The 23,351-nt window shown below is 70.8% G+C and carries 23 protein-coding genes; 14 read left to right on the top strand and 9 right to left on the bottom strand.

Features of this window, described 5'->3' with window-relative positions:
• Positions 1 to 22: 22 nt before the first annotated feature.
• The 4 genes from ACQUSR_RS09575 to ACQUSR_RS09560 all read right to left on the bottom strand — a co-directional run bounded on the left by ACQUSR_RS09575 (position 23) and on the right by ACQUSR_RS09560 (position 2,583).
• Entirely contained in the window at positions 23 to 499 is a 477-nt protein-coding gene (locus ACQUSR_RS09575; RefSeq protein ID WP_431042132.1) for a MarR family winged helix-turn-helix transcriptional regulator, read from the bottom strand.
• Positions 500 to 593: 94 nt separating this feature from the next.
• Positions 594 to 1,280, bottom strand: a complete 687-nt coding sequence (locus tag ACQUSR_RS09570) for an AIM24 family protein (RefSeq protein ID WP_431047471.1) — start codon at positions 1,278 to 1,280, stop codon at positions 594 to 596.
• Positions 1,281 to 1,294: 14 nt separating this feature from the next.
• Positions 1,295 to 1,945 (bottom strand): AIM24 family protein, encoded by a 651-nt coding sequence (locus ACQUSR_RS09565; protein WP_431042131.1) that lies wholly within the window; start codon positions 1,943 to 1,945, stop codon positions 1,295 to 1,297.
• Complete coding sequence (locus ACQUSR_RS09560) at positions 1,945 to 2,583, bottom strand: AIM24 family protein (protein ID WP_431042130.1); 639 nt, start codon at positions 2,581 to 2,583, stop codon at positions 1,945 to 1,947. The genes ACQUSR_RS09565 and ACQUSR_RS09560 overlap by 1 nt, the downstream gene beginning before the upstream one ends.
• Positions 2,584 to 2,703: 120 nt before the next feature.
• On the opposite strand from ACQUSR_RS09560, the gene ACQUSR_RS09555 reads away from it, so the two are divergent.
• Both ACQUSR_RS09555 and ACQUSR_RS09550 read left to right on the top strand, forming a co-directional pair.
• A complete protein-coding gene (locus tag ACQUSR_RS09555; protein ID WP_304464012.1) occupies positions 2,704 to 3,048 on the top strand; it encodes a DUF3817 domain-containing protein in 345 nt (114 codons plus the stop codon).
• Positions 3,045 to 3,338: an MTH1187 family thiamine-binding protein gene (locus tag ACQUSR_RS09550; RefSeq protein ID WP_431042129.1), complete on the top strand. Its 294-nt coding sequence runs from the start codon at positions 3,045 to 3,047 to the stop codon at positions 3,336 to 3,338. The genes ACQUSR_RS09555 and ACQUSR_RS09550 overlap by 4 nt, the downstream gene beginning before the upstream one ends.
• Before the next feature lie 7 nt (positions 3,339 to 3,345).
• On the opposite strand, the gene ACQUSR_RS09545 is transcribed toward ACQUSR_RS09550, so the two are convergent.
• Positions 3,346 to 4,353 (bottom strand): DUF5937 family protein, encoded by a 1,008-nt coding sequence (locus ACQUSR_RS09545; RefSeq protein WP_431042128.1) that lies wholly within the window; start codon positions 4,351 to 4,353, stop codon positions 3,346 to 3,348.
• Positions 4,354 to 4,435: 82 nt separating this feature from the next.
• Between ACQUSR_RS09545 and ACQUSR_RS09540 the strand changes: the two genes are divergently transcribed.
• From ACQUSR_RS09540 to ACQUSR_RS09520, 5 genes are all read left to right on the top strand, one after another.
• Positions 4,436 to 5,773, top strand: a complete 1,338-nt coding sequence (locus ACQUSR_RS09540; protein ID WP_431042127.1) for an MFS transporter — start codon at positions 4,436 to 4,438, stop codon at positions 5,771 to 5,773.
• A gap of 72 nt (positions 5,774 to 5,845) precedes the next feature.
• A complete protein-coding gene (locus ACQUSR_RS09535; protein ID WP_431042126.1) occupies positions 5,846 to 6,352 on the top strand; it encodes a MarR family winged helix-turn-helix transcriptional regulator in 507 nt (168 codons plus the stop codon).
• 55 nt (positions 6,353 to 6,407) lie between these two features.
• Positions 6,408 to 6,740: a DUF3817 domain-containing protein gene (locus tag ACQUSR_RS09530; protein WP_431042125.1), complete on the top strand. Its 333-nt coding sequence runs from the start codon at positions 6,408 to 6,410 to the stop codon at positions 6,738 to 6,740.
• Positions 6,741 to 6,815: 75 nt separating this feature from the next.
• Positions 6,816 to 8,516 carry an acyl-CoA mutase large subunit family protein gene (locus ACQUSR_RS09525; RefSeq protein ID WP_431042124.1) on the top strand — a complete coding sequence of 567 codons (1,701 nt, stop codon included), beginning with the start codon at positions 6,816 to 6,818 and terminating at the stop codon, positions 8,514 to 8,516.
• A 46-nt stretch (positions 8,517 to 8,562) separates the two neighbouring features.
• Positions 8,563 to 10,062, top strand: a complete 1,500-nt coding sequence (locus ACQUSR_RS09520; RefSeq protein ID WP_431042123.1) for a hypothetical protein — start codon at positions 8,563 to 8,565, stop codon at positions 10,060 to 10,062.
• Here the strand turns inward: ACQUSR_RS09520 and ACQUSR_RS09515 are convergent.
• The gene (locus ACQUSR_RS09515; protein ID WP_431042122.1) at positions 10,046 to 10,678 is read right to left on the bottom strand and encodes a TetR/AcrR family transcriptional regulator; all 633 of its coding nucleotides are present in this window, start codon (positions 10,676 to 10,678) and stop codon (positions 10,046 to 10,048) included. The two genes, ACQUSR_RS09520 and ACQUSR_RS09515, sit on opposite strands and share 17 nt — an antisense overlap.
• Positions 10,679 to 10,940: 262 nt before the next feature.
• Here ACQUSR_RS09515 and ACQUSR_RS09510 point away from each other — a divergent pair, with 262 nt between their 5' ends.
• From ACQUSR_RS09510 to ACQUSR_RS09480, 7 genes are all read left to right on the top strand, one after another.
• Positions 10,941 to 11,900: a tetratricopeptide repeat protein gene (locus ACQUSR_RS09510; protein WP_431042121.1), complete on the top strand. Its 960-nt coding sequence runs from the start codon at positions 10,941 to 10,943 to the stop codon at positions 11,898 to 11,900.
• 577 nt (positions 11,901 to 12,477) lie between these two features.
• Positions 12,478 to 13,095, top strand: coding sequence for a DUF6230 family protein (locus ACQUSR_RS09505; RefSeq protein ID WP_431042120.1), 618 nt, complete (start codon positions 12,478 to 12,480; stop codon positions 13,093 to 13,095).
• Positions 13,096 to 13,220: 125 nt separating this feature from the next.
• Positions 13,221 to 13,751 (top strand): DUF6114 domain-containing protein, encoded by a 531-nt coding sequence (locus tag ACQUSR_RS09500; protein WP_431042119.1) that lies wholly within the window; start codon positions 13,221 to 13,223, stop codon positions 13,749 to 13,751.
• A complete protein-coding gene (locus ACQUSR_RS09495; protein ID WP_431042118.1) occupies positions 13,729 to 15,084 on the top strand; it encodes a hydrogenase expression protein HypF in 1,356 nt (451 codons plus the stop codon). Before ACQUSR_RS09500 ends, ACQUSR_RS09495 begins: the two co-directional genes overlap by 23 nt.
• A 140-nt stretch (positions 15,085 to 15,224) precedes the next feature.
• Positions 15,225 to 15,614, top strand: coding sequence for an effector-associated constant component EACC1 (locus ACQUSR_RS09490; protein ID WP_431042117.1), 390 nt, complete (start codon positions 15,225 to 15,227; stop codon positions 15,612 to 15,614).
• 2 nt (positions 15,615 to 15,616) lie between these two features.
• Positions 15,617 to 16,939, top strand: a complete 1,323-nt coding sequence (locus tag ACQUSR_RS09485) for a caspase, EACC1-associated type (RefSeq protein ID WP_431042116.1) — start codon at positions 15,617 to 15,619, stop codon at positions 16,937 to 16,939.
• 3 nt (positions 16,940 to 16,942) lie between these two features.
• Positions 16,943 to 18,316, top strand: coding sequence for a Clp protease N-terminal domain-containing protein (locus ACQUSR_RS09480; protein WP_431042115.1), 1,374 nt, complete (start codon positions 16,943 to 16,945; stop codon positions 18,314 to 18,316).
• Between the two features lie 88 nt (positions 18,317 to 18,404).
• Here ACQUSR_RS09480 and pyk read toward each other — a convergent pair whose 3' ends face one another.
• From pyk to pta, 3 genes are all read right to left on the bottom strand, one after another.
• Positions 18,405 to 19,829 (bottom strand): pyruvate kinase, encoded by a 1,425-nt coding sequence (gene pyk / locus ACQUSR_RS09475; protein ID WP_431042114.1) that lies wholly within the window; start codon positions 19,827 to 19,829, stop codon positions 18,405 to 18,407.
• A gap of 61 nt (positions 19,830 to 19,890) precedes the next feature.
• A complete protein-coding gene (locus ACQUSR_RS09470; RefSeq protein WP_431042113.1) occupies positions 19,891 to 21,036 on the bottom strand; it encodes an acetate kinase in 1,146 nt (381 codons plus the stop codon).
• Positions 21,033 to 23,138 (bottom strand): phosphate acetyltransferase, encoded by a 2,106-nt coding sequence (gene pta / locus ACQUSR_RS09465; RefSeq protein ID WP_431042112.1) that lies wholly within the window; start codon positions 23,136 to 23,138, stop codon positions 21,033 to 21,035. Before pta ends, ACQUSR_RS09470 begins: the two co-directional genes overlap by 4 nt.
• Positions 23,139 to 23,351 lie beyond the last annotated feature (213 nt).

Below are 23,351 nucleotides of genomic sequence, written 5' to 3'. Positions count from 1 at the left end.
CCACTTTGCGGTCGGGCGCGCCCTAGGGCTGGTTGCGCTGGGTCCGCAGATGCTCGGCGACGGGGGTGAGCGAGCTGCGCAGCGCCGCCAGGTCGGCCGGGTCCAGCAGGTCGATGAAGTGCTTGCGGACGGAGTCGACGTGGTGCGGGGCGACCTTGCGCATGGTCTCCCACCCGGTCTCGGTGAGCACCGCGTACAGTCCGCGGCGGTCCGACTCGCAGTTCTCCCGGCGGACCAGCCCGGCGTTCTCCATCCGCGTGATCTGGTGGGAGAGCCGGCTCTTGGACTGCAGGGTGGCCGCGGCGAGGTCGCTCATCCGCATCCGGTGCTCCTGCGATTCCGAGAGGTTGACCAGGATCTCGTAGTCGTTGATGGTCAGACCGAACGGTTGCAGGTCCCGTTCGAGCTGGTACGTCAGCAGTCTGCTGACGTCCAGGTGGGTGCGCCACGCACACTGTTCCTCGTCGCTGAGCCAGCGGGTGCCGTTCTCGGTCTCCATAGGATGTATTCTACCCAAAGAAGTTGAATTTCGAACCAATGGATGTGTCGGACTAGAGGTCACCCGTTCGACGTTACACTCCGCACCGTCGCGCTTACGAACCGGTACCCCCGGTACTCCCCGTCGGCCGCTCCTCCAGCACCTGCTCGGTCGACTGGAGCAGCACCGTGCCGGCCCCCACGAACTCGAACTGGTGCTCCTCGCCCGAGGTGCCGCCGATGCCCGTACGCGCGCGTACGGCGCCGAGGAACCCGCGCAGATAGCGGTGATCGTAGTGGTGGCAGGGGGACGGGCAGTCCGCCCAGCCGACCAGGGCCTGCGGGTCCACCCGGATCGGCGGCTCCATGAAGACCACCGGACCGTTGGACGCGGCGACGAACTTCCCGGTCCCGATGAGGGTGTAGAAGCCCGGCACAATCGACTGTTTGAGTGACAGCGACGGCTCGAAAGCGAGCAGGTTGCCCGACCGGATCGTCAGGTTCCCGTCGTCCAGATCGTAGGAGTTGACGTCGAAGGCCCGGTCCGCCAGCACCATCTTGCCCCGGCCCTCGGCCACCACCCAGTCCGCGACGTGCAGCGGGGAGTGGAAGCTGTGCGCCACCAGCCGGTCCAGGTGGCCGTGCCCGAAGCCGTGGAAGTCGATCTTCCCGTAGTAGGCGACCATCTTCCCCTTCTGGAGGAACCACTGGCCGTCCAGATCCACGCTGAAGGCGTAGGGATTGATGTTGTCGTTGACCGGGAGCGTGTCGGCGTCGTGGATGACGGGGCCCTGCTGGCCCATGCCGGGGTGGACGCTCAAAGCTTCTCCTCCGATGCCTGGACGTACACCGTGCCCGTGCCGGACAGCTCCAGCTGGAACGCCTCACCCGAGCCGCGCCCCACCATTTCCCGCCATCCGATGGAGGCCGAGACCTTGCTGCGGACCTCGCCCCGGTGCGCCACGTACGCCTGCGGATCCACATGCACCGGGCGGCCGGGAGCGATCGGCAGCTCGATCACCCCGCCGTGCGCCATCACCGCCGCCGAGCCGTGTCCTTCGAGGGTCGTGGTGAACAGCCCCTGCCCGGTGACCTGGCCGCGCACTATGCCCATCACCCCGCCCTGCGAGCCCATGAACATCGTGCCCTGCCGCAGCGTGCCGTCGAAGGCCAGCAGCCGGTCCGCCTCGACGTACAGGGTCTCGCCGGTCAGCTCTATCACCTCGACGTGGTGGCCGCCGTGGCCGAACATCACCGTGCCGCTGCCCTCCACCGTCATCAGCGGGGTCGCCTCGTTCGCGATCCGGCGGCCGATCATGCCCAGTACCCCGCCCTGCCCGCCGGTCATGCTCGGCGTGAAGTGCACGTCGCCGGTGTACGCGAGCATCGCGCCGCGCTGGCTGAACAGCTTCTGACCCGGCGTCAGCTGTGTCCGCACCATCCGGGTGTTGATCACCGTGAACGCCATCAGAGATCACCCCCCACGGTTTCGCGCTCACTGGGCTGGATGTACACGAGCCCGTCGCCCTCGAAGCGGATCTGGAACGCTTCCCCGGAGCTCTCGCCCATGAACGTGCGAAAGTTCACACCGGACTGGAAGTGCTGTTTGAGGTTCCCGGTGTGCGCGATGTACGCCCCGGGGTCGACCTGGAGCGGCGTCTGCGGGGTCACTCGCAGCACCACCGCCGTGCCCTCGGACAGGAGCGCCGCCTGCCCGCTGCCCTCCACCGTCGTGGTGAACAGGCCGTTGCCCTGGGCCGAGCCGCGCAGCCCGGTGAAGGTGGTGCCGGTGCGCAGCGCCGCGTCGGTGCACAGCAGATTGCTCGCCTCCACATACAGCTTCTCCCCGTGCAGCGTGACCAGGCTGATCTCGTTGGCGTCGTCGGCGAAGTAGCACGTCCCGTGCCCCTTCACCTCCATGACCGCCATCTGCTCGTTGGTGAGTCGCCGCGTCACCACCCCCCGCAGCCCCTCACCTCCACCGGTCTTCTTCTTGAAGGACATCTCGCCGTCATACGCGACCATCGACCCTTTCTTGGCCTTGACGGAATCGCCGGCCAGGTCGACGGCGAGGACCTTGCTCCCCTGAAGTCGAAAGTGAGCCACGGGACAGACGTTAGCCCCCCGGCGTTGATCGTTGGCGCTCCTGCGACAATGAGACAGAGCTTGTGAACCCAAGCACAAGCTCGCCTGCTGTCCGCCCCCAAGCCCCGAAGGTTCCCCTCCATGGACTTCAAGACCGCCACCGCGCTGCGCCGCCTCCGCCTGGTCTCCGCGCCCGAGGCCGTGTCCTTCCTGCTGCTGCTCGTCTGCTCGGTGCTCAAGCGCACGACCGACTTCAACGCGGTGCCGGTGATGGGCGCGGTACACGGCGTCCTGTTCATCCTGTACGTGATCTTCTGGGCGGACGCCTGGAACCGCACGAAGTGGCAGTGGAAGACCGCCGCGCTGTACTTCGTCCTCTCGGTCCTGCCCACCGGCGGCTTCTTCGCCGAGCGGATGCTCAAGCGCGAGGCCGAGGCGAGCGTCATTGCCGCGCGCGCCCGCAAGGAAGGGATCGTCAACGCGTGATTGTCGCCTTCTCGGTCACCCCGCTCGGCGTCGGCGAGGACGTGGGCGAGTACGTCGCCGACGCGGTCCGCGTGGTCCGCGATTCCGGCCTGCCGAACCGTACGGACGCGATGTTCACGTCCGTCGAGGGCGAGTGGGACGAGGTGATGGACGTCGTCAGGCGCGCCGTGGCCGCCGTCGAGGAGCGCGCGCCGCGCGTCTCCCTGGTGCTCAAGGCCGACTTCAGGCCGGGGGTGACCGACGGGCTGACGTCGAAGGTCGAGACGGTGGAGCGGCACCTGTCCGCGTAGGCGCCCGTCAGCCGGGGCGGCGAGGCTCCTCCCCGGCGGCGAGCGCGATCCCCAGCGGGGTGCGCTCGTACAGCACCTGGTGCCCCTGGCGGCGCGAGGTCAGCAGACCCGCGGCGCGCAGCACCGACAGATGCGCCGACACCGACGAGAGCGCCAGCCCGTGCCGGTGCGCGAGGGCCGTCGTGGACGCCGGCTCCGCGAGATCGCAGAGGATCGCCGCGCGGTTCGCTCCCAGCAGTCGTACGAGCGCGTCGGCGGCGCCCCCCGACGGCTCCCGCCACAGCCCGCCCACGCCGCGCGCCGGATAGATCACGGTCGGCTGCCAGGGCGGGGCGAAGCCGCTCACCACGTCCGGCCACACGAAGACGCTCGGCATCAGCAGCAGCCCCCGCCCGTCCAGCTCCTGCCGCGCGGGCGGGTGGCCGGGCGTACGGACGGTCAGCGTGCCGTCCGCCCAGGCCAGCCCTGGATGCAGATCCGCGAACAGCCGCTCCAGACCGCCCTCGGCCAGCTGCCGCGACCGGAAGCCGATGTCGGCGTCGAGCAGGGCGCGCAGCCGGGGCCAGTCCGGGGCGAGCAGCGCCCGCCAGGCCCGCTCGGTGACGTCCGCGAGCCGCTGGACGGCGGCCGCCGGATCGTCGAGCGCGGCCCGGCCGAGCGGTGACGCGGCCGCGCCGGGCGTGCAGGCCAGCGACTGGGCCATCTCCGCGCGGGCCGCCGCCGGATCACTGGCCCGCATCCGCTCCAGCTCGTCCTCGAAGGACGCGTACGGCACGTCCGGTGGCGCGCCCAGGAAATCGGGCGTGTAGCCGCCGCGCAGCGGCATGAACAGCCACAGCTCCGACAGGTCGAGACCGGCCAGGGCGCTGCGGATCCGGCGCAGCCAGGGCAGGTGGTAGCCGTGCCGCTCGCGTCGCCGCAGGGTTCGTACGGCCTCGTGGGTCTGGCACAAGGGGGACACGGCGAACCGGCACCGCAAGAGGTCGTCGGCGCCGACGTGCATGTGCAGTGGCATGTGGGCCCCCTCGGTTGCCGTCGAGGTTCGGCTGGACCCGAAAGAATAGTGACGGGGCGGGCGGCCTCGGCACGCTGCGGACATGCCAATGCCCTCCGGGCCCGGGAATCCGGGCCCCGCCGAAGCGCGCCCACCCGCGGGTGCCTCACGACCCGAGCCCATTCCCGGCCCCCGGAGGAGCGTCGAAGGTCGCCCCGGTGAGGGGACCGGCGGCCACCCCGGCGAGGGGACCGGCTACCGGGCCGTGTTCGCCGTCAAGGAGTTCCGCGCCGTCTTCGCCGCGCATCTGATGTCGATGCTCGGCGAGGTCGTCTGCGCGATCGCGCTGTCCGTCCTGATCTACCGGCTCACCGGATCGCCGCTGATGAGCGCCCTGGCGTTCGCCCTCGCCCTCCTGCCCTACATGATCGGCGGCACCCTGCTGTCCGCCGTCGCCGACCGCTACCCCGCCCGCCGCGTCCTCGTCGTCTGCGATCTGCTGAGTGCCGTCTGCACGGCCGCCATGGTGGTGCCGGGCATGCCCGTGGCGGCGCTGCTCGCGCTGCGCTGCGTGGCGGCGGCCGTCTCGCCCGTGTTCAGCGGGACGCGCGCCGCGACGCTCGGCGACATCCTCGGGGAGGGCGACCTGTTCGTGCTGGGCCGGTCCGTCATCCGGATCACGGCGCAGAGCGCGCAGCTCGTCGGCTTCGCGGTCGGCGGGCTGCTGCTGTCCGTCGTGGCGCCGCGCGCCGTACTCGTGATCACCGCGGCGGCCTTCGTCGGGTCCGCCCTCGTGCTGCGCCTGGGGACCCGCCGCCGTCCGGCGCGCGGGGGAGCCGGGAGCGGCGGCGCGCTGCTCGGTGAGTCGCTGCGCGTCGTCCGGCGGCTGTTGGCGCACCGCCGCATCCGTGCGCTGCTCCTGCTGAGCTGGGTCCCGCCGATGTTCGTGGTCGCCCCGGAGGCGCTGGCGACGCCGTACGCGGACGACCTGGGCCTCGGTCCGGCCGGGCTCGGGCTCCTCATGATCGCGATGCCGGTCGGCGCGATCGCCAGCGAGGTCCTGGTCGGCTCGTGCCTCAGCCCGCGCGCCCGCGCCGCGCTCACCCTCCCCGTCGCCGTCGCGGCGATGCTGCCCGCCCTGGCCTATCTGTTCCGGCCGTCCCTGCCCTGGGCGCTGCTGTGCCTCCTGCTGGCCGGCTGCGGCAGTTCGTACACCCTGGGTCTCGACCAGTGGTTCATCGCGGCGGTGCCCGAGGAGGAGCGCGGCCGGGCCATGACCGTGCTGACCGCCGGGCTGATGACGACGCAGGGGCTCGGTATGGCGCTGGCCGGGGCCGCCGCCGAGTTCGCTCCCGTCCACCATGTGATCATGGGCGCGGGCGTGCTCGGTACGGTGTCCGCCCTGGTCGTAGCGGCCGAGGCGCGGCGCACCGCGCGCTGAACGGCCGTGTGAACCGGTCCGATTGTCGAGACTCCGCCGCCCGCTATATGGGCCTGCCGATAGGGTCGAGGTGTGGCCAAACCTCTCAGTCTGACGTTCGACCCCATCGCCCGTGCCGATGAGCTCTGGAAGCAGCGATGGGGTGCCGTGCCGTCCATGGCCGCGATCACGTCGATCATGCGGGCCCACCAGATCCTGCTCGGCCAGGTCGACGCGGTGGTGAAGCCGTACGGACTGACCTTCGCGCGCTACGAGGCGCTGGTGCTGCTGACTTTCTCCAAGGCCGGTGAGCTGCCGATGTCCAAGATCGGCGAGCGGCTGATGGTCCACCCGACCTCCGTCACCAACACGGTGGACCGCCTGGTCCGCTCCGGCCTGGTCGACAAGCGCCCGAACCCGAACGACGGGCGCGGCACGCTCGCCTCGATCACGGACAAGGGGCGCGAGGTCGTGGAGGCGGCCACCCGCGACCTGATGGCGATGGACTTCGGGCTCGGGGCGTACAGCGACGACGAGTGCGTGGAGGTCTTCCGGATGCTGCGCCCGCTGCGCGTCGCGGCCGAGGACTTCGAGGAGTAGGCGGAGCGCCCACCCGCGCGAAGATCGCGCAAAACGGACGGTTAGGCTCAGCGCCATGAAGAAGAGCGTGCTGACCCGCTACCGGGCGATGGCCTACGTCACCGCCGTGATGCTGCTGGTGCTGTGCACCTGCATGATCTTCAAGTACGGCTTCGACAAGGGCGAAGACGCCACGCTCGTGGTCTCCCAGATCCACGGTGTGCTCTTCATCATCTACCTGGTCTTCGCCTTCGACCTCGGCTCCAAGGCGAAGTGGCCGTTCCCCAAGCTGCTGTGGGTGCTGGTCTCCGGGACCATCCCGCTCGCGGCGTTCTTCGTCGAGCGCAAGGTCGCCCGGGACGTCGAGCCGCTGTTCGCGGACGCCGCCCCGGCGGTCGCCAAGGCGTAGTCCGGCCGCCGCGCGAAACACGTGCGGCGGCTTACCCATCGACATTTACTAGGACGTCCTAGTAAATTCGAAGACATGGACGCTGACGCGATCGAAGAGGGCCGCCGCCGCTGGCAGGCCCGGTACGACGCCTCCCGCAAGCGGGACGCGGATTTCACCACGCTCTCCGGCGATCCCGTCGACCCCGTCTACGGACCCGCGCCGGGTGACGCGTACGAGGGCTTCGAGCGGATCGGCTGGCCCGGCGAGTTCCCGTTCACCCGCGGCCTGTACGCGACCGGCTACCGGGGCCGCACCTGGACCATCCGCCAGTTCGCCGGCTTCGGCAACGCCGAGCAGACCAACGAGCGCTACAAGATGATCCTGGCGAACGGCGGCGGCGGGCTGAGCGTCGCGTTCGACATGCCGACCCTGATGGGCCGGGACTCCGACGACCCCCGCTCGCTCGGCGAGGTCGGCCACTGCGGTGTCGCCATCGACTCGGCCGCCGACATGGAGGTCCTGTTCAAGGACATCCGGCTCGGCGACGTCACCACCTCCATGACGATCTCCGGCCCGGCCGTCCCCGTCTTCTGCATGTACCTGGTCGCCGCCGAGCGGCAGGGTGTCGATCCCGCGGTGCTCAACGGCACGCTCCAGACCGACATCTTCAAGGAGTACATCGCGCAGAAGGAGTGGCTCTTCCAGCCCGAGCCGCATCTGCGTCTGATCGGCGACCTGATGGAGCACTGCGCGCGCGGCATCCCCGCGTACAAGCCGCTCTCGGTCTCCGGCTACCACATCCGCGAGGCGGGTGCGACGGCCGCGCAGGAGCTGGCGTACACCCTCGCCGACGGCTTCGGGTACGTCGAGCTCGGCCTCTCCCGCGGCCTGGACGTGGACACCTTCGCGCCCGGCCTGTCCTTCTTCTTCGACGCCCACCTCGACTTCTTCGAGGAGATCGCCAAGTTCCGTGCGGCCCGCCGCATCTGGGCCCGCTGGATGCGCGACGTGTACGGCGCCAAGACCGACAAGGCGCAGTGGCTGCGCTTCCACACGCAGACGGCCGGGGTCTCCCTCACCGCGCAGCAGCCGTACAACAACGTCGTACGCACGGCGGTGGAGGCCCTCTCGGCCGTGCTCGGCGGCACGAACTCGCTGCACACCAACGCCCTGGACGAGACCCTGGCCCTGCCCAGCGAGCAGGCCGCCGAGATCGCCCTGCGCACCCAGCAGGTGCTCATGGAGGAGACCGGCGTCGCCAACGTCGCCGACCCGCTGGGCGGCTCGTGGTACGTCGAGGCGCTGACCGACCGGATCGAGGCCGACGCCGAGAAGATCTTCGACCAGATCAAGGAGCGCGGCCGCCGCGCCGTCCCGGACGGCCGGCACCCGATCGGCCCGATCACCTCCGGCATCCTGCGCGGCATCGAGGACGGCTGGTTCACCGGCGAGATAGCGGAATCGGCCTTCCGCTACCAGCAGGCCCTGGAGAAGAACGAGAAGCGCGTGGTCGGCGTCAACTGCCACGAGGGCTCCGTCACCGGCGACCTGGAGATCCTGCGCGTCAGCCACGAGGTCGAGCGCGAGCAGGTGCGCGTGCTCGCGGCCCGCAAGGCCGCCCGCGACGACGCGGCGGTCCGCGCCTCCCTGGACGCGATGCTGGCCGCGGCCCGTGACGGCTCGAACATGATCGAGCCGATGCTGGACGCGGTCCGCGCGGAGGCGACGCTCGGCGAGATCTGCGGGGTGCTCCGCGACGAGTGGGGCGTCTACACGGAGCCCGCGGGGTTCTGACATGAGGTCAAGGTCCGCCTGAGCGACGTATGGGAACATGCGGGCCATGCGACGGCCTCCTTATGACCAGCGCGTCCTGGCACTGATCGAAGTCCGTGGCGGTGTGCGCGAGTGGAAGGAGGCCGAAGCCCTCTTCGCGACCCACGGCTGGCCCGTCGTCGAGTTCTTCCCCTGCGGGCAGGGCCCGTCGCTTGACGTGCTGCCCGCTGATGCCTCGTCGCGCTTGTACGCCGTCGAGGTGCGTCTGCACGGCGCGGCCTATCGTGCGGAGCGGGGTGCGGTCTGGCGCGTACAGCGGGCGGCGAGGACAGCACGGCTGACCATGTACGTGCGGCGCGCCGCACGGCTGGTCCGGGAGCGGGACCAGCTCCCGGAGTGGCGGGTCCACACCACGGCCCACCGGGTCTCGGGCCCGCGACTGCGCACGCGCGTCGCCCGACGGATGGGCCGCTACGACACCGGGGCCATCACGTTGGGCACGCCCAGGGAGGCGTTACGACTGTCCCGGATCGCGGTGCCGGGCGGCCCGGGTGCCCGCACCGACGTCGCCGTACGCCCGTTGGACGAGCGGTGGAGCGACCCTCGGGGCCGGCTCGCCGACCCCGAGGACAAGGTGATGGCCTTCCTCGCGGTGGTGTGCTCCTGCCTCCTCGCCGCGGTGAGCGTGGGCACCGACCGGTTCCCGTGGGCCGTCCTGTGCGCCCTGGCGACGTGCGCGGTCATGTGGGCGGGAAGCGCTCTGCAGCGCGGCGGCCGCGACAACGCCGGTGCGGTCACCATCGTCCTCGGCGCCACCTGCTTCCTGGCCTCCCTCGCCGTGGTGTCGGGTGGGCGCCTCCCCGAGAGGACCGGCCCCGCGGCGTCGGAGATATGGGTCGTTCCCCTGATCGCCGTGGTGGGCTACGGCCTGTGGCTCATGGCCCGGCGCTGGACCTGGGGCGAGTGGGTGGCCTGGGCCGTACCGCTGGTCGTGTCGGTGGTCGTCTCCACGCTCCTGGGTGCGGGCTCCGTCCTCCACGCGCTCTATGCCGAATCCCTCTCCCTGACCGCGGACGATCTCGACGTCCCGGGGGTGTGGCAGGCCCTGTCGGCGGCCAAGCTGCTGACGTACCTGGTCCTGGTGCTGGTCGTGCCCGCCCTGTGGGGCGTCGCCAAGCATCTGCACTACGTGGGTCCGACGGAGCGGTTCAACGGCTTCTTCTACATCGTCATGCTCGTCCTGTGCGTCTCCGGCGTCTCCGCACTCGCCGCCCACTACGCCGACAGCGGTGCGCAGGCGACCATCGCCGCCGCCAAGCAGCGCAGGCCCGCGCCCGCCTACCTCGGCGTCGAGCCCGAGTGGACCTGCGTACAGCCGACCGTTCCGGTCGAGCGGCTACCGGGCGAGGGCGGTCGTCTCGATCCCGCGCGGCCGTATCTGCTCATGGGGGTCGGCGGCGGCAACGCCGTACTGCTGAGCCCGGGTACCGGGGAGCCGCTCAAGCTGCCCGCGTCCAAGGTGCGGCTCGTTCCGGCGAAATCGGCCCGCGTCACGTGCGGGAGGTAGGCCCTTCGGCGGCTGCCAGCCCGTGCAGCAGCACCGTGGTGAAGCCGCGCGCCCACTCCGCGTCGACGCGCTCGCCGCTGACCAGCGCGCGGTGCACCACCGCGCCCGCGATCACGTCGAAGATCAGGTCGGCGGTCCTGGCCGCCGTCGCCGGGTCCGTCTCGCGGGGGAGTTCCCCGCGGGCCTGGGCCCGCTCGCGGCCGAGCAGCACCAGGTGCTTCTGGCGGTCCACGATCGCCGTACGGATGCGGTCGCGCAGCGCCTCGTCGCGGGTGGACTCCGCGACCACCGCCATCAGCGCCGTGCGGGTCTCGGGGCGCTCCAGCAGGCTGGCGAAGCGCAGCACCACCGCTTCGACGTCGGCTCGGAGGCTGCCGAGGTCGGGCAGCTCCAGGTGCTCGTCGAAGACGGCCGCCACCGCGTCCACGACCAGCTCGTTCTTGTTCGCCCAACGGCGGTACAGCGTGGTCTTGGCGACGCCGGCGCGGGCCGCGACATCCCCCATCGACAGCTTCGACCAGCCCAGTTCCACCAGCGCGGCGCGGGTCGCCCCCAGGATGGCGCGATCGGCGTCGGCGCTGCGGGGGCGGCCGGTGCGGCGGGGGGACGAGCTCATGGCGGCGACGATACCCGCCGGTAAGGCCACCGGCCGGGGTGAGGCAGATCACCGTCGCGCCCTGGCGGGCCGCGGTCGCTTGCAGTTACGCTACGACGCGTAGCGAAAGAGTGATGACCACTGGCGCCAGGTGGGGACCCGGCGCATTCGTTTGGGATTTCACCATCGTGGTGCGTGTCCGGTACCGCGATGCGTATCAGAGTGTGCGGGCATCGACCACGGTGTTTTTCCGATCGCCGCGTGGAGGGGGGAGGATAGGGCCATGCAGCCACGGAACATGTCCATGAGTGGAGTGGTCGACCTCGCCGCGGTGAAGGCGGCCGGGGAGGCGAGGCAGAAGGCGGAGCAGGCGCGCGCCCAGGCAGCGCGCACCGGTGCCCCCGCGCCCTCCCGTCTGGTGGTCGACGTCGACGAGGCGGGATTCCAGCAGGAGATCCTCCAGCGCTCCACCGAGGTCCCGGTCGTGATCGACTTCTGGGCGGAGTGGTGCGAGCCGTGCAAGCAGCTCGGTCCGCTGCTGGAGCGGCTGGCGCAGGAGTACGCCGGCAGGTTCGTCCTCGCGAAGATCGACGTCGACGCCAACCAGATGCTCTTCCAGCAGTTCGGCGTGCAGGGCATCCCCGCGGTCTTCGCGGTGGTGGCCGGGCAGCCGATCCCGCTGTTCCAGGGGGCGGCCCCCGAAGCGCAGATCCGGCAGGTGCTGGACCAGCTGATCCAGGCCGCCGAGCAGCAGTTCGGCATCGTCGGTGCGCCGGTGGACGCGGAGGCGCAGGGCGTGGAGCCCGCGGCGTCCGGTCCGGCGTCCCCGTACGACGGCGCGCTCGCCGCCGCGCACTCCGCGCTGGACGCGGGTGACCTCGGCGGAGCGGTGCAGGCGTACAGCAATGTGCTGACCGACGACCCGGGCAACACCGAGGCCAGGCTGGGCCTGGCCCAGGCCAAACTGCTGCAGCGGGTGCAGGGCACGGACCCCCAGGTCGTGCGCAAGGCGGCGGCCGACGCGCCGGCCGATGTGGCGGCGCAGATCGCGGCCGCAGACCTGGACCTGGTGGGCGGTCATGTCGAGGACGCCTTCGGGCGGCTGGTCGACACCGTGAAGCGAACGGCGGGTGACGACCGGGAGGAGGCCCGGGTGCATCTGCTGGACCTGTTCGAGGTGATCGGCGCCGAGGACCCCCGGGTGGTCACGGCCCGTAACGCCCTCGCTCGCGTCCTGTTCTGATCGATCGCACCACTGACGGCCGAGCGGCCGCGCTTTACCAAAACTTGGTAAACGCGGCCGCTGTTACTTGCAGTAAATGACAGCGGACCATTTGCCCTACCATGCTGGACATGTCCGCTTCTTTCCTCCCGCCTCTCGGCGACCCTGCGTGCCGGGCCTCAATCGCCCCGCAGCAGTCCGGTTATCCGGCCGTTACTCGCTAGTAACGAACCCCTTGTGCCCCGAGCGTGAATGCACGACGATCGGCCACGCTCGGTCCTTTCCCCAAAGCTCGGCACCCGGTCGGCGCTTGTCCCAGGGGAACGGGTCCCCACCGGGCAGGCCGGCGGCAGTGTCGCCGGCCTTGGACAGGGGGGTCTCTGCCGGAACGGCAGGGCCTGTCCAGGAGGTTGCGCGAGAGCGTGGCCAGTGGTTGTCGCTCGGGGGTGATCGCCGGCTTCTCGGTTCGCCTGCTTCGGTTCGCCGCAGGCACCCGAGGTGGGCGCTCTCCTTCCCGAGGACGTAGCACTTCTCCCATCCCAGGTTCGAGGTCCGTCAGGGCCCGACCGGAGATGTACGTCCGAGAAGGAGGAAAGTCATGGAGTCCGTGGCTCGTGGCGGAACCAGATGGAAGCGGTTCGCCGTCGTCATGGTGCCGAGCGTCGCTGCTACGGCCGCGATTGGAGTCGCCCTGTCCCAGGGTGCGCTCGCGGCGTCGTTCAGCGTGTCCGGCCAGCAGTTCAAGGTCACCGCGAAGCAGCTCGACGGTGAGGGCTTCGTCCAGTACGGAGCCATGGAGGCGCAGCACGGCGGGAAGAACATCCCGGTCGCCGTGTCGGGATTCAAGAGCGCCAAGATCAAGGGTCTGTGCCAGTCGGTGGTGGTCCCGGTCCCGCTCTTCGGCGACGTGTCGCTGAAGCTGAAGGCCGGCAACGGCGACAAGCCGGTCGAGGCCAAGAACCTCTACATCGACCTCGACCAGCTCGACGCGGACGCGGTGTTCCGCGACATCAACATCGGTGTGTCGGCGAACGACACGTCCAAGGGTCCCGGCATCAAGAAGGGCGACCGGGTCGTCCCCGGTTCCTTCGCACAGGAAGCCGACTCGGCGACCCTGACCGACGTCAAGCAGACCGCCTGGGCCACCAGCGCGGGTACGTTCAAGCTCTCTGGCCTCTCCATGTCGGTGGCCAAGGGCAAGCACGAGTGCTTCTGACGCGTTGAGTGCGGTGCGGTGAGGGGCAGGCGACACCCGGGCCCCTCACCCGTACCCACTCACCCGTCGCAACGCATGAACAACTTGCGATCGACAAGATCGCCAGCCCCAGGGAGCTGTTTTCGATGAGTGCCGAGTCGCCGGGGGCGCGTGTCCGTATCAGTGGCTGGCGCCAGTCCTACCGTGAATGGCGCTGGCAGCGCCCGTTCTGGGCGGGAGTGCTGACGCTGCTGGGCGGACTGCCGATCGTGTACTTCCCCTACGCCAACCTCACCGTGGGCCAGCTGACCGTCCGGATGGCCACCACCACCGGATCCGCGTCTCTGATCATCGGCGTTCTGCTGATCGTGCTGGGCCTGAGCATGTGGTTCCAGCCCGTCGTACGGGTCTTCGCGGGAGTCGCCGCGATCCTGCTCGCCCTCGTCTCGCTGGTCGTCTCCAACTTCGGGGGCTTCCTCCTCGGCTACCTCATGGCGCTCTTCGGCGGCGCCCTGGCAGTGGCCTGGGCCCCGGGCGAGGAGCCGAAGGCCCGGCCCGTGGAGCGAGCGGAGCCGGAGCCGGCGGGCGACGGGGGCGGCGAGGGTACGCCGGAACCGGCCGGGGCCGGGACCGCGTCGGACCAGGAATCCAGGAATGGGAGGCACCGTGCGGGGTGAACAGGAGCGGGGCGCTCGGGAGGAGGCCACCGGCAGCCCGCGCCGAGGGAGAACAGGACCGCGGCACGCGGCACCGAAGAAGTCGGTGCTCACCCGCCTCCAGTTGCCCGCGGGCAAGGCGATAGCCCTGGCCGCCATGCCGACGGCGGTGCTGATGGGCATGGGGCTCACCCCCCAGCTCGCCAACGCCAGCCCCCGGGGCGCGGAGGGCTTCAAGCCCGGTCCCTGCGTCACCCAGTCCGACGAGCCGGACCAGGGCGACCAGCAGGACAAGTCCCAGAGCGACACGTCCAAGAACGACAAGAGCGACAAGGGCGGCGACGGCAAGGACGACGCCGGTACGTCCGGCGGGTCGACGGCGGAGCCCAGCGCCTCGCCGAGCCCGTCTGCCGACAAGGCCACGCCGAAGCCGTCCGAGCCGGCGAAGCCGGAGCCGGAGCCGGCGCCCACCCAGCCGTCGGAGCCGACGGAGCCCAGCGCCGAACCGAGCCCCAGCGAGAGCACCAACCCGCTCGACCCCCTGGGCCTCGGCGAGAAGCTGGAGGACCTGCTCGGCGGCGGGGACGACGACGAAGCGCCGGCGGAGCCGAGCGCCTCGCCGAGCCCGACCCCCACACCCAAGCCGTCCGACTCCGACGCCAAGAGCCCGGCCGACCAGGTCGACAAGGCGACGGACGACGCGGCGAAGGCGGCCGACGACGCCACCGACAAGGCGGAGGACGCCGCGGACAAGGCGAAGGACACGGCCGAGGAGACGGCCGACAAGGCGAAGGACACGGCCGACAAGGCCACGCCCACGCCGTCGCCCTCCGCCACCTCGGAGCCCGGTGCCGACGGCGAGGAGGGCTACCCCTGCCCGAAGTTCGACGCCGACGCGTACAACAACGCCAAGGCCGACCGGGTGGAGGCGCTGCTCCCCGAGGACCCGTGGATCCTCAAGTCCAGCCGGCTGGGTCTGCACGGCCTCGAGTACGACGGCATCGTCGAGGTCAAGACCCAGAGCGGGAAGGTCAAGAAGGTCCTGAAGTTCCGCGCTTCGGGCGTCGACATCGACGATCTGCACCAGCTGGTCAAGGGCCCCGGCGGTTCGACCCAGCACGTGGAGGCCCGCAAGGGCAGCCGCTCCACGATCCGCAACGGCGAAGTGACGATGTACACCGAGTCGCTGAGCGGCAAGCTGCTCGGGCTCATCCCGGTGACGTTCACCCCCAAGGCCCCGCCGCCGCTGACCCTGCCGGAGCTGTTCTTCACCGATGTGACGGTCATCCAGGCCGGCCAGTTCGGTGGCGACCTGACGGTGCCGGGCATGCACGGGTATCCGACGTACGACTGACGTCCCGTCGACGACCGTTCGGGAGCCGCAAGCCCCTCCTCAGGGAGGGCAACGCCTGTGGGCGCCACCCCCAGTTGGGGGCGGCGCCCACAGGCGCGTGGGGCGCGCTTGACGCGCGCGGAGCGCTCTATGCTGACCTGATGCGGAACTGGATATCGGTGGCAGGCGCCGACGCGGACCGGGTCGACCCGGTCACGGAGCTCGAGTCGCTCGGCGACTGGCTACGCGGCGAGCCGGAACTGGCCGGACGGGTACGACGCAAGGCGGCCCGCCCCACGCCGGGCGAGATGGGCGCGCTCCCCGACCTCCTGATCGTCTCCGGCGCCGCACTGCCCGTCCTGGCAGGCTCGCTGCGCGCCTGGCTGATCCACCGCCGCAGGTCAGGAATCGCGATCAAGGTGCATCGGGCCGACGGCGGGACGGTGGAGATCGACGCGAAGAACGTGAGCAACACCTCGGTGGAGGAGATCCTGCGGCAGGCGCTGCGGACCGACGAGCCCGCCGGTGGACAGGACGGGGAGCAGGCGTAACCATGCGGCTGCCCGACCCCGAGCGCTCGCGGGCGGTGCTGATCGGTACGAGTTCGTATACGGACGAGGAACTGCCGGACCTGCCGGTGGTCCGGCGCACGGTGGCGGACCTGGCGTCGGCGCTGACCGACTGGTCTTACGGCATCCTCGACGTGCCGCACTGCACGGTGCTGCTGGACGGCGACGACCTCATCGAGACCCAGCGGGCGCTGAAGTCCGCCGCCCAGTCGGCGGAGGACCTGCTGCTGGTGTACTACGTCGGCCACGGCCTGATCGGGGCGCGCCGCCACGACCTGCATCTGGGGTTGAAGCACAGCGAGTTGGAGGACCCTGAACTCGGTTCGCTGTCGTTCGACCGGGTACGGGACATCGTCCTGGACAGCCCGGCCGCGTCGAAGGTGATCATCCTCGACTGCTGCTTCTCGGGCCGGGCGCTGAACGGGACGATGACGGCTCCCGCGGCCGTGGTGAGCGGCCAGATCGAGGTGGCGGGTTCGTACGTACTGACGTCCTCGCAGCGCAACCAGGTCTCCCTGGTGCTGGACGGTGAGGAGCACACGGCGTTCACGGGGCGGCTGCTGCGGCTGCTGCGCGAGGGGGTGCCGGACGGGCCTGAGCTGCTGGGTCTGGACGAGCTGTACCGCGAGTTGGCGCGGACGATGAAGGCGGAGGGGCTGCCGACACCGCTGAAGCGGGTGACGCGGACGGCGGAGCTGCTGGCCCTGGGCCGCAACCGCGCCCAGCGGGCGGCCACGTGGGAGTCGCGGTACGCGGCGGCGGTGGCGCTGTGCGAGGAGGCGCGGTTCCCGGAGGCGGTCGAGGAACTGCGGAGCCTGTTGGCGGAGCAGGGGGAGCGGCTGGGCGCGGATCACGAGCACGCCCTCCGCGTCCGGGCGCTGCTGGCGCACGCGATGGGCGGCGCGGGCGATCCCAGGGCGGCCGTGGCTGAGCTGGAAGAGGTGCTGGCGCGGCAGACCTGGATCCTGCGGACGGGCCACCAGGACACCCTGCGCACGCGGCAGTTCCTGGCCGTCAACCTGGGCGAGTCCGGTAACCGGCAGACGGCGATCCGGATGCTCCGGGCGCTCCTGATCGACCGCCGGCGGGAGCTGGGCCCCGAGGACGAACACACCCTCCGTACGACGCATGTGCTGGCCCACAACCTCGCCAGGGCAGGAGAGGAGGCCGAGGCGGCGGAACTGCTGCGGGAACTGGTCGGGAGCCGGAGACGGGTCCTGGGGGAGGATCATCCGCACACACTGCGCGCGGAGCGGGATCTGGAAATGCTGCGGGAACGCGCCGCCGACGAGATGTGGGAGGCGTGACCGGTGGCCGAAAGACTCACCATGGAGGCGCGGTTCGTCCTCGTCCTCGCCGAGGACGAAGCACGCGCCCAGTTGCAGAGCTCAGTGGACGTCCACCATGTGCTGCTGGCGCTGCTGACCCAGGACGAGAACATCGGGGTCCGGGCTCTGCGGCGCCTGGGCGTCCCGCTGTCCGCAGTGCGCATCCTCCTCACCGAACCCAAGGGCTGGGGCCGGCCGAACCCCCCGGCAGACCCGCTCCCGTTGACTCCGGGCGTCCAGCGGGTGCTGGAGCTGGCGCTTCGGGAGGCCGACCTACTCGGACACGAGCCGGTCGGCCCGGAACACCTCCTGCTGGGACTGATCCGGGAGGGTGAGAGCCGGTCGGCCCGGATCCTCATCGAGCACGGTGCGGAACTGAGTTGGACGCGGCAGCGGGTGGCGGACCTGGTGAGCGGCACGCCGGAGTCCGCCGTGCCCGCACCCGAGGCGCCTCAACCGCCCCTTCGGCCGGAGCTCGCGGAGTGGCTGCGCGATCTCACCCAGGAGGCGCGGGACGCCGCGTCCCCCACGGTCTGCGGGCGGGACCGGGAGATTCAGCGTGTGATGCAGGTGCTGATGGACGGGGCCGATCCGCTGCTGGTTGGCCGACCGGGCACGGGACGCACCTCGGTGGTCGTCGGGATGGCCGAACGTATGGCTCGCGGCGAGGCACCGGGGGAGTTCGCGGGGGCGCGGATCTGGGCGGTCGACCTGGCGGCCTTCTGCCGCATGTACGGGGACGCGCGCGGTAACCTCTCGGCGACTGGTCTCCACATGGGGAAGTTCCGTGAGGCACTGGACGCCATGCGTGAACGCGGTGCGCCCGTGCTGTTCGTGGACGATATGGACCGCGACCTCCTCGCCGCCACCACTCCCCTGCGATGGGACGTTCCGGTCATCGGCGTCATCGACCCCAGCGGATACGAACGGTTTCAGCTTGACTTGTCCGGGCTTGCGAGCCGGATGCGGCAGGTCCCCATCAGCGAGCCCTCCCACGCCGACACGGTCGAGATCCTCAAGGCACACCGCACCAACTGCGCCGCCCACCATCAGGTCGCCATCACCGATGACGCCCTGGAGGCCGCCGTCGCCTTGTCCGTCCGGCATCTGCCTGACGAACCGCTGCCGGGCAAGGCGATCGATATGCTGGACGAGGCAGGGGCCCGCGCTAGCGACCCGTGGGCCGAGGAGGCCATACCCGTCGTGGACGCGGTGCTGGTCGCGGAGGCGTACGCGGCGCTGGTCGCGGAGACGTACGGACCGGAAGCCGCCGAGGAAGCCCCGCAGCCACCCCCGGAGTACCCGCCCCCGCTGGATGACGACCCCGGCGACCGCTACCTCTGGGCCATGAGCTGAGCTGGTACGAACCGCAACGGCCGCGGCCGCCGGCCCCCAACGGGAACCGGCGGCCGCGGCCGTGGCAAAGGCGCGCGAGCGCGTCAGCTCAGCCCTCGTTGCCCAGGTGGTGCACCCGCACCATGTTCGTCGTCCCCGGCACACCAGGCGGCGAACCCGCCGTGATGATCATCGTGTCGCCCTCGTTGTACCGGTTGAGCTTCAGCAGCTCCGCGTCGACCAGGTCCACCATCGCGTCCGTGGTGTCCACGAACGGCACGACGAAGGACTCCACGCCCCAGCTCAGGGTCAGCTGGTTGCGGGTGGACGCGTCGGTGGTGAAGGCCAGGATCGGCTGGTTCGTGCGGTACCGGCACAGCCGGCGGGCGGTGTCGCCGGACTTGGTGAAGGCGATGAGTGCCTTGCCGCCCAGGAAGTCGGCGATCTCGCAGGCCGCGCGGGCGACCGAACCACCCTGCGTACGCGGCTTCTTGCCCGGCACCAGCGGCTGGAGGCCCTTGGCGAGCAGCTCCTCCTCCGCGGCCTGGACGATCTTCGACATCGTCTTGACCGTCTCGATCGGGTACTGGCCGACCGAGGACTCCGCGGAGAGCATCACCGCGTCCGCGCCGTCCAGGATCGCGTTGGCGACGTCGGACGCCTCGGCGCGCGTGGGGCGCGAGTTGGTGATCATCGACTCCATCATCTGGGTCGCGACGATCACCGGCTTGGCGTTCCGCCGGCACATCTCCACCAGGCGCTTCTGCACCATCGGGACCTTCTCCAGCGGGTATTCCACGGCCAGGTCGCCGCGGGCCACCATGACGCCGTCGAACGCCGCGACGACCTCCTCCATGTTGGCGACGGCCTGCGGCTTCTCGACCTTGGCGATCACCGGCACCCGGCGGCCGACCTCGTCCATGACCCGGTGCACGTCCCGGACGTCGGAGGCGTCCCGGACGAAGGACAGCGCGACCATGTCGCAGCCGAGCCGCAGGGCGAACTTCAGGTCCTCGATGTCCTTCTCGGACAGCGCCGGGACGTTGACCGCCGCACCGGGCAGGTTGATGCCCTTGTGGTCGGAGATCACTCCGCCCTCGATGACGATGGTCTTGACCCGCGGACCCTCGATGTCCGTGACGCGCAGCTCCACGTTGCCGTCGTTGATCAGGACCTGGTCGCCCTTGGCGACGTCGCCGGGCAGCCCCTTGTAGGTGGTGCCGCAGATCGTCCGGTCCCCGGGGACGTCCTCGGTGGTGATGGTGAACTCGTCACCGCGCACCAGCTCCACCGGGCCGTCGGCGAAGGTCTCCAGGCGGATCTTGGGGCCCTGGAGGTCGGCGAGCACGCCCACCGCGTGGCCGGTCTCCTCGGTCGCCTTGCGGAGTCGGTGGTACCGCTCCTCGTGCTCCGGGTGGGTGCCGTGGCTCATGTTGAAACGGGCCACGTTCATGCCGGCCTCGATCAGCGTCTTCAGCTGCTCGAAGGAGTCGACGGCAGGGCCCAGGGTGCAGACGATTTTGGAACGGCGCATGAGGCAGATCCTATCCGTTTGTTTCGGGGCGGAATATTTGAGCTGTGTGAACGAACAATGATCAGTCGCTGACCAGGGCGTACGTCTGCGTGGCGATCTCCAGCTCCTCGTCGGTCGGGACCACCGCCACGGCGACCCGGCTCGACGGCGCCGAGATCAGCCGCGCCGCGGAGCCGCGGACGGCGTTGCGCACCGCGTCCACCTCGATGCCCAGCGAGGTCAGGCCACCCAGCGCCGCCTCCCGCACCGCCGCCGAGTTCTCGCCGACCCCGGCCGTGAAGGCGATGGCGTCCACGTGCCCGAGCACCGCGGTGTACGCGCCCACATACTTCCGCAGCCGGTGGATGTAGACGTCGAAGGCGAGCTGCGCGGCCTCGTCGCCCTCGCCCATCCGGCGGCCGATCTCCCGCATGTCGTTGTCGCCGCACAGGCCGAGCAGCCCGCTGCGCTTGTTCAGCAGGGTGTCGATCTCGTCGGTGGACATCCCGCCCACCCGCGCCAGATGGAAGATCGCCGCCGGGTCCAGATCGCCGGAGCGGGTGCCCATGACCAGGCCCTCCAGCGGGGTCAGGCCCATCGAGGTGTCGACACACACGCCGCCGCGGACGGCGGACGCGCTCGCGCCGTTGCCCAGGTGCAGCACGATCGTGTTGACCTCGGCCGGGTCCTTGCCCAGCAGCGCTGCGGTGGCCCGCGAGACGTACGCGTGCGAGGTGCCGTGGAAGCCATAGCGGCGCACCCCGTACCGGTCCGCGGTGTCGACGTCGATGGCGTACCGCGCGGCGGACTCCGGCATCGTCGCGTGGAAGGCGGTGTCGAAGACCGCGACCTGCGGCAGGTCCGGGCGCAGGCCCCGGGCGACCTTGATCCCGGAGATGTTCGCCGGGTTGTGCAGCGGGGCCAGCGGGACCAGCTTCTCGATCTCGGCGACCACCTCGTCGGTGATCAGCGTCGGCTCGGTGAACCGGGTGCCGCCGTGCACCACCCGGTGCCCGACCGCCGCGAGCGCGGGCGAGTCGAGCCCCAGCCCCTGCCCGGCCATCTCGTCCGCGACCTGCTTGAGCGCGGCCTCGTGGTCCGCGACCGGGCCTTCCCCGATCCGTTCCACGATCCCGGAGGCCAGCCGCGACTGATCGGCCATGTCCAGCAGCTGGTACTTGAGGGAGGAGGAGCCGGAGTTGAGAACCAGTACTCGGGAGGCGTTCACGCGGAGGGTGCTTTCTGTGTCGGGTCGGCCTGGGTGGGCGTCTGGGCCTGGATCGCGGTGATCGCGACGGTGTTGACGATGTCCTGGACGAGCGCGCCGCGCGACAGGTCGTTGACCGGCTTGCGCAGACCCTGGAGGACCGGGCCCACGGCCACCGCGCCCGCCGAGCGCTGCACCGCCTTGTAGGTGTTGTTGCCGGTATTGAGGTCCGGGAAGACCAGGACGGTTGCCTTTCCGGCGACCTCGGAGCCCGGCAGCTTGGTGGCCGCGACCGCGGTGTCCACGGCCGCGTCGTACTGGATCGGCCCCTCGACCAGCAGGTCGGGGCGGCGCTCGCGCACCAGCTCGGTCGCCCGGCGCACCTTGTCGACGTCCGCGCCCGAGCCGGAGGTCCCGGTGGAGTACGACAGCATCGCGATCCGCGGCTCCACCCCGAACTGGGCGGCGGTGCCCGCCGACTGGATGGCGATGTCCGCGAGCTGCTCGGCGCCCGGGTCCGGGTTGACCGCGCAGTCGCCGTACACCAGCACCCGGTCCGCCAGGCACATGAAGAAGACGGAGGAGACGATCCCGGCGCCCGGCGCCGTCTTGATGATCTCGAAGGCGGGCCGGATCGTGGCGGCGGTGGAGTGCACCGCGCCCGACACCATGCCGTCCGCGAGCCCCTCCTGCACCATCAGGGTTCCGAAGTACGAGACGTCGGCGACGACGTCGTACGCCAGCTCGTAGGAGACGCCCTTGTGGGCGCGCAGCTGCGCGTAGCGCTCGGCGAACCGCTCCCGCAGCTCGGACGTCTGCGGGTCGATGATCTGGACGTCGTCGATCCGCAGGCCCAGCTCCGCGGCGCGCTTGCGGACGACCTCCTCCTCGCCCAGCAGCGTCAGGTCGCACACGTCGCGCCGGAGGAGGACGTCGGCGGCGCGCAGCACCCGCTCCTCGATGCCCTCCGGCAGGACCACCCGGCGGCGGTCGGAGCGGGAGCGCTCGATCAGCTCGTGCTCGAACATCATCGGCGTGACGCGGCTGGAGCGCGCCACCGAGATGCGGTTCGTCAGCTCCGCGGTGTCCACATGCCGTTCGAACAGGCCCAGCGCGGTCTCCGCCTTGCGCGGCGTGCCCGCGTGCAGCTTCCCCTCCAGCGCGAACAGCTGCTCGGCGGTCGGGAAGCTCTTGCCGGGCACCGACACCACCGGCGTGCCGGGGGCGAGCCGCGAGGCCAGCGCGAGGATGTCGGGGCCCGGCCGCTCGTCGAGGGTCAGCAGCACGCCGGCGATCGGCGGGGCCCCGGCACTGTGCGCGGCCAGCGCGCCGATGATCAGGTCCGCGCGGTCCCCGGGCGTCACCACCAGGCAGCCGTCGGTCAGCGCGGGCAGGAAGGTCGGCAGCATGGCGCCGCCGAAGACGAAGTCGCGTACGTCCCGGGAGAGCCCGGAGCCGTCGCCGAGCAGCACCTCGGCGCCGAGGGTGCGCACCACCTGGTCGACGGTCGGCGCGGACAGCGAGGTGTCCTCGGGGAGCGCGTAGCAGGGGACCGGGAGGCGGGCGGCGAGCCGCTCGGCTATGGACGCCCGGTCGGCGGGGGCGACCCGGTTGACCACCAGCGCCACCACGTCGCAGCCCTGCGCCCGGTAGGCGCGGAAGGCGTTGCGGGCCTCGGCCCGCACCGAGTCCGCCTCCTGGTCCTGGCCGCCGACGACCGTGATCACCGAGGCGCCGAACTCGTTCGCCAGCCGGGCGTTCAGCCCCAGCTCGTCCGGGAGGCTGGTGTCGGCGTAGTCGCTGCCCAGCACCAGGACGTACTCGTAGTCGCGGGCCACCTGGTGGAAGCGTTCGACCAGCTGCGCGACCAGTTCGTCGGTGCCCCGCTCGGCCTGGAGGGTGGCCGCCTCCTGGTAGCTGATGCCGTACGCGGTCTCCGGCGCCTGGCTGAGCCGGTAGCGCGCCCGCAGCAGGTCGAAGAGCCGGTCGGGGTTGTCGTGGACCAAGGGGCGGAAGACCCCGACCCGGTCCACGTGGCGGGTCAGGAGCTCCATCACTCCCAGTTCGACGACCTGGCGGCCGTCGCCCCGGTCGATCCCGGTCACGTACACGCTGCGTGTCACGCGCGCTTCTCCGATCCCTTGACGTGTGCTGACGGTGTGACTGTGCGCATCCGGCCGGAAAAAGACCGGAAAAGGCCAGAAGAATGCCCCTGTCCCCTTGACAATACCTGCGCGCCCGGATAGGGCGCTCCCCCGGGATGGGGGACGCGGCATGCCTCCACCCATGAAACAATCGGACCGGCTCACATGTACCGGTCAGCGAGCAGGAGACAC

It is taken from the genome of Streptomyces sp. P1-3 (assembly GCF_050613155.1).
GTDB lineage: Bacteria > Actinomycetota > Actinomycetes > Streptomycetales > Streptomycetaceae > Streptomyces.
The sequence above is the reverse complement of the archived record's forward strand: the minus strand, read 5'-3'. Positions and strand labels throughout refer to the sequence as shown.